Below are 5,637 nucleotides of genomic sequence, written 5' to 3'. Positions count from 1 at the left end.
AACCGACATGGGGGTTCAACAGAACTTGCACCTCGCCGATAGCCAACCCGGAACGCAGTGCACCCATGGTTGCGTTCACGCCAATGGAGGCCTTCCCGCTCCCCGCACAAGGGGATACCTGTAAAACCCCTTCCCGTAACTCCACCCCGTTCCCCGCCGGTTCATGGCGACACCTGGTGAAAATCGATGGATGAGGAGGCTGTCCTGAGACTCCCCCTGGGCCCCATCCGGCACCAGCGCCACTCCTCAAACCCTTCCCGGGAGAAAACCGGTCTTGAACCCAATCCCCTCGAATGCGGCGACGTGCCGGTCGCCGGAGTAGACATCGACGGCATATACCGATGTCTTCTCGGTCTCTGAGACCCTGCGAGCGACCGCCTCGAGCGCGTTGGTCGCCGGCGGAGAAAAATAGTGAATATGGGCGGAGATTGCTATCTGGTCCACTCCTTCCAGGTTCGCGGCGATGCCGAAGGCATGGTCGGCAAGGGCGAATATCGCGCCCCCGTGGATCGTGCCGTGGGCGTTCTCCATGCCATCTACCTGCATGGCCACCCTGACGCACCCATCGGCGACCTCAGTGACCTCCATACCGAGGAGGCGTGCAAACCCGCAGGCATCGCCCCTCCTCACCGCTTCGGCCTGGGTCTCCGGGTCGGGTCTTCTGCTCCTCATGCCTGGACGGGAGGGACTACTTATACTCCCGTTGCGAGTAGGTGACACCGCCGGCGTCACCCCCGCGAAGAACGATATACAACCACTCAGAGATCGACTTGATCGTCCCGAACTGCTGGTAGCGCCTCATCGAGAAACCGACCGCGAGATCGGGATCGAGGTAGACCTTCCCGATCCTCCGCATCCGCTGCGCGATCTCAAGGTCGTCCCCGGCATCGATGCACCGGTACATCCCTGCTCTGACAAACGCGTCACGGTCAAACGCCGTATTGCACCCGAGCGTGAAGTAGATCGTCCTGGTGTGGTAGCCGAGACGCGAGAAGGTGTTTGCGCCGGCAAGAGAGAGTCGGTTCCGGAACCCCCCCTCGATCGGGTAGACCGTGCCGTAGAGCTGAACGATCTCCCGCTCCGCAAAGTTCTTGCCGATCCTCTCCACCCAGTCCCGGGGGAGGATACAGTCGGCGTCCGTCGTGGCGACGACCTCGCCGCTGGCCGCCATTACCCCGTCGTTGCGTGCCCCGCCCACCCGCTTGCTCTTCTGGATAAAGACGCTGTCCGCAAGGGGCTCAGCCAGTTCCCGGGTCCGGTCCTTTGAGTTCCCGTCGACGACAATGACCTCGTAGGTCTCCCGCGGCACCGTCTGGTCGGCAAGAGACTCCAGGCAGCGCTCGATGTTCTGCTCTTCGTTATAGGTCGGAACGACGACGGAGATCATGCCTCGATCAACTCCTGGTATAGTTGTTGATGTCGTTTTGCTATAAGCGTGATGTCGTACTTCTCGGTCGAGGAGCGGGCCCTTGAGGCGCAACGCTGCAGGGTCGCGTCGTCGTTGAGGAGGTCACGCGCCTCGTCGATCTCACGGAAGAAGAGGACCGAGTCCCCGAAGATCTCCCGGAACTCGAAGATATCCCGGGCGATAACAGGCAGACCCGACGAGAGGGCCTCGACGATCACAAGGCCGAACGTCTCGGCATGCGAGGGCATGAAGAAGATATCCCCCCCGCTGTACGCCCGGGAGATATCGTCGATGACGCCCGTGAATATGACATTCTCGTGAGAGTGGGCCTTGAGCATCTGGATCTTCGCGTAATCCTTCGAGAGGGTTCCGTACGGGAACCCGCCCACCCAGACCCAGGTCATATCGGGGTGCTGGTCTGCGAGTTTGAAGAAGTCGTAGATGCCTTTCCGGGGGGTCTGCTGGCCGACTGAGAGCACCACCCTCTGGTCCGGGTCGATCCCATACTCCTCACGGAACGACTCCCGTTTCTCATCGTCCCGCCTGAAGTACTCCCGGTCGATGCCGTTCGGGATGAGGGTCTTTGGGATGTTCGGGACGAGCTGTTCGGTCTCCCGGTGGCAGGGCTCCGATATCGTGATGATGTGGTCGAACTGCCGGTAAATTTTGGGATATATCGTGTTTATCCTCTTTGAGAAGGCGACATTGCCCTCGTTTATCCGGGGAGTCGAGTGGGCGGTCAGCACCTTTACGCCTTCGGTGAACTTCAGATGGTACATCGCCCAGGGACCGAAGGTGTGGTAGTGGGTCAGGTCAGGGTCGCTGCGATACGAGTTCCGGGTGACCTCCATCTCAGGAAGCAGGGCAAGGTGGTTATACAGCGTTCTCGCCGCCGTTGCGCACCCGATGTACCGCAGGAACCGGAAGTCCTCGACAAAGATGTTGACCTTCATCTCTTCGCCGCCTTCACGAAGTCGATCGCGCTCCTGATGCAGCCGTCCATGTTGAGATACTCAAACCGGGAGAACCGCCCGACGAGGTCGATGCCCCGCTCCCGGCAGAACTCCCTGACAATCTCGATGTTCTCCAGGTAGTCGATGTCGTAGACGACATAGGCGAACTCCTGCCGTTCGATGCCGGTGTAGACGACTGCATCAAGGGAGGGGATGATCCCGGCGGCGACGAGCGATTGGATGGTATGGTCGATCACCGCGGCATCAGGCATCCGGGAGACCGCATCCCCATCGTTATAGGTGATCTCGGCGAGGATCGAGGAGTGACCCGGCGGGGCGACCTCTCTGCTGTAGTTCGAGGGGAACGAGACCCGGTTGAAGAGACCCGTCGCCTCATCCGGGACGTAGAGCCACGATATATCAGGGACTTCCCCTGCAAGCCCGATGAAGACCGAGCAGAGCGAGTTGTAGCGGAGAGCGTCGCAGGCTGCCTGCACCTCAGGCGGGACGTCCTGAAGGCAGGGAAGCAGGTTCTGGAGAGGGATGGTCGATATCAGGCGGTCTGCATGGACGGTCTCTCCACCGTCGCTGATTGAAAAACCCCCATTATCCTCCCTGATGGACACGACAGCAAAGCCGGTCCGGATGGCAGGGAGCACCGGTTCTGCAATCCCCCGGACCAGCGCCTCGATGCCGCCCTCCACCGGGTACGAGAAGACCGCCTGGTGGACGTAGCCCTCGGTCTCGATGCCGATGGCCGATTTGACGATATCCTCGACCGGCGGGCGGGGGATACGCCCTTCCACCCAGTGGTGCGACATCCGGTCCACCGGATAGTTCCAGATCTTCTCATTATACGGGACCATGTAACACTCGGCGATGCCGCGGCCGAAGGTGTAGGTGATCCACTCAGCAAAGTTCGTGGGCGGCGGGATCTCGCCTTTCTCGACGGCGATGAGATTCTTGATAAACTCGTTGATGCAGAAGAAGCGGTCTTCCGCGGGTAACTGATAGAGGCCGTTCTCGAAGGGGTACTTGACGTAGCGCCCTTTATACAGGATCTTGGTATTCCGCTTCCGGCGGTCGGCATTCCCGCCGAGGACCGAGAGCATGAAGGAGAGGACCTCAGCGTCGCGGGAGAAGATGATATGCGAGCCTCCGACATCGAACGTGAAACCCGCTTCCGTCCGCGAGCGGCAGAGCCCTCCGATCATCTCTTCACGCTCGAGAACGGTCACCTCGTCGCCCAAATCCTGGAGCAGGCGGGCCAGTGTAACACCCGTGAGACCGCCACCCAGTATAGCTGATTTCACGTCCATACTGTTTAATGGCGGAGCCATATATGGTTGACCATCCGGTTTTCCGGGGTTGCTGCAGTTTGGGGTGAATCCTCACGACGCGTAGCGAGAGGGTGCATGGATGAGACTACAATGAGGCATAACCCCGGGCTGCACGCATGAAAGCGACCTCGGGATAGCAGTTGGGTGCAGGATAGAATCAAACCCGGCTTTTCCGCCGGGATACGCGCACTGTAGCGCAACCCGGGAGCGACCAGAGACCCGGTTCACCCATGCATCTTCACATGATGAGACGCCGGGGTGCACGACGATACGCATAAGTGAGAGGGGGGTAACGGTATGCCGGACCCCAAACCCGGGGAGAGCTGTACGATGCCTATCGCTACCAGCATCCTGATCATCGTCCTGCTGATACTTGCAAACGGGTTCTTCTCGATGACCGAGTTTGCCCTTATCTCTGCACGAAAGGCACGCCTGCAGAAGAGAGCGGCCGACGGTGACGCTGGGGCGGCGGCCGCCCTCGAACTTGCAGACGACCCGACACAGTTCCTCTCCACCATTCAGGTCGGGATCACCGTCGTCGGGATCCTGGCGGGAGCCTTCGGCGGGGCGACACTCGCGGGGCCTCTTGCCGGGATATTCTCCGGTATCCCCCTGCTTGCCCCTTACAGCGGGCCGCTCGCGGTCGCGATCGTCGTCGCCGCCATCACCTACCTGACGCTGGTGATCGGTGAACTGGTGCCGAAGCGGGTGGCTATGGGCAACGCTGAACGGATCGCATGCCGGGTAGCCCGCCCGATGCGGTTCCTCGCCAGGGTCGGTGCGCCCCTTGTCCAGCTGCTGAGCGTCTCAACCGAGACGGTGCTCACGGTGCTCGGGGTGCGGCAGCCGTCCGGGCCTGAGGTCACGGAGGAGGATATCAGGATCCTGATAGAACAGGCAACCCGGGCAGGAATCTTCCGGGAGGCGGAACAGGATATGGTAGAGAGCGTCTTCCGCCTCGGCGACCGGCGGGTCAGCGTGCTGATGACCCCGCGGCCCGATGTCGTGGCCGTGGATGTGGAGGACCCTCCCGAAGAGAACTGGCAGAAGATGGTCGAATCCGGCCACGTATACTTCCCGGTCTACCGCGAGCACCTGGACAATCTGCTCGGCGTCGTCTCGGTCCGCAACCTCTGGGCACGGATGATCAAGGGGGAACCCCCAGACCTCGCAAAGGCGATCGAGCCCGCCCTCTTTGTGCCCGAGAGTGTCATGGCGCTGGCGGTCCTCGAAGAGTTCAAGACCTCAGGCGCACGGCTCGCCTTTATCACCGACGAGTATGGGAGCATCCAGGGGCTGGTTACGGTGCACGACATCATGGAGGCGATTGTTGGGGGTATCCCGTCGGTCGAGCACCCGCCCGAGGCCATGGCGGTCCAGCGCGAGGACGGGTCATGGCTCCTCGACGGGATGCTCCCAATCGACGAGTTTCACGACCTCTTCGACGTAGGCGGCCTGCCCGGCGAGGAGCGCGGGTATTACCAGACACTTGGGGGGTTTGTGATGATGTACCTCGAGCGGACGCCCGAGGCCGGAGACCGGTTCACCTGGAACAATCTCAGGTTCGAGGTCCTCGATATGGACGGCTACCGGGTCGATAAGGTGCTGGTCGCCCCGGTGGCTGCCGGAGAGAAGAGGAAGGAGAACCCCTGAGATGCGGCCAGGAGATCATTGCATCTAATACTTCCACGCGGTTGTTGCGTCACGCGGAAGCACGCGGGAGGACGTAGTGCTCATCCCAGCACGTGCCAAAAAACTCTAAAATAAGATGACACGATGCAGTAGTGCATCGATTCCAAAATAACAGACCACGTCTGGCCTTCATCCCATCCCCCACGGAGTGCTCCCCTCCGCTCCCCCACCCCGCCCGCCGCGACCCCGCCCCCCCCCGGGGGGGGGAAGTCTGTTGATATTTTTCGGGGGGAGGAGGGCGGGG

5 protein-coding genes are annotated in these 5,637 nt (G+C 61.2%); 1 reads left to right on the top strand and 4 read right to left on the bottom strand.

Annotated elements, in window-relative coordinates:
- Positions 1-246: 246 nt before the first annotated feature.
- Genes BP858_RS02260 through BP858_RS02245 form a run of 4 tightly spaced genes read right to left on the bottom strand, consistent with a single transcriptional unit; the run spans position 247 to position 3,701 of the window.
- Positions 247-672 (bottom strand): PaaI family thioesterase, encoded by a 426-nt coding sequence (locus BP858_RS02260; RefSeq protein ID WP_074175372.1) that lies wholly within the window; start codon positions 670-672, stop codon positions 247-249.
- 16 nt (positions 673-688) lie between these two features.
- Positions 689-1,387, bottom strand: coding sequence for a glycosyltransferase (locus BP858_RS02255; protein WP_062265403.1), 699 nt, complete (start codon positions 1,385-1,387; stop codon positions 689-691).
- The gene (locus BP858_RS02250; RefSeq protein WP_062265400.1) at positions 1,384-2,361 is read right to left on the bottom strand and encodes a glycosyltransferase family 4 protein; all 978 of its coding nucleotides are present in this window, start codon (positions 2,359-2,361) and stop codon (positions 1,384-1,386) included. The genes BP858_RS02255 and BP858_RS02250 overlap by 4 nt, the downstream gene beginning before the upstream one ends.
- Positions 2,358-3,701 (bottom strand): protoporphyrinogen/coproporphyrinogen oxidase, encoded by a 1,344-nt coding sequence (locus tag BP858_RS02245; RefSeq protein ID WP_394339369.1) that lies wholly within the window; start codon positions 3,699-3,701, stop codon positions 2,358-2,360. The genes BP858_RS02250 and BP858_RS02245 overlap by 4 nt, the downstream gene beginning before the upstream one ends.
- Positions 3,702-4,031: 330 nt before the next feature.
- On the opposite strand from BP858_RS02245, the gene BP858_RS02240 reads away from it, so the two are divergent.
- Positions 4,032-5,354 (top strand): hemolysin family protein, encoded by a 1,323-nt coding sequence (locus BP858_RS02240; RefSeq protein WP_286878721.1) that lies wholly within the window; start codon positions 4,032-4,034, stop codon positions 5,352-5,354.
- Positions 5,355-5,637: the final 283 nt, after the last annotated feature.

It is taken from the genome of Methanoculleus sp. UBA413, assembly GCF_002502935.1.
GTDB classification, from domain to species: domain Archaea; phylum Halobacteriota; class Methanomicrobia; order Methanomicrobiales; family Methanoculleaceae; genus Methanoculleus; species Methanoculleus bourgensis.
This window is presented reverse-complemented; position numbering and strand designations above follow the sequence as displayed.

Coding starts and splice junctions, on each gene's coding strand:
- BP858_RS02260 (WP_074175372.1), bottom strand. CDS start 672: ATGAGGAGCAGAAGACCCGACCCGGAGACCCAGGCCGAAGCGGTGAGG.
- BP858_RS02255 (WP_062265403.1), bottom strand. CDS start 1,387: ATGATCTCCGTCGTCGTTCCGACCTATAACGAAGAGCAGAACATCGAG.
- BP858_RS02250 (WP_062265400.1), bottom strand. CDS start 2,361: ATGAAGGTCAACATCTTTGTCGAGGACTTCCGGTTCCTGCGGTACATC.
- BP858_RS02245 (WP_394339369.1), bottom strand. CDS start 3,701: ATGGCTCCGCCATTAAACAGTATGGACGTGAAATCAGCTATACTGGGT.
- BP858_RS02240 (WP_286878721.1), top strand. CDS start 4,032: ATGCCTATCGCTACCAGCATCCTGATCATCGTCCTGCTGATACTTGCA.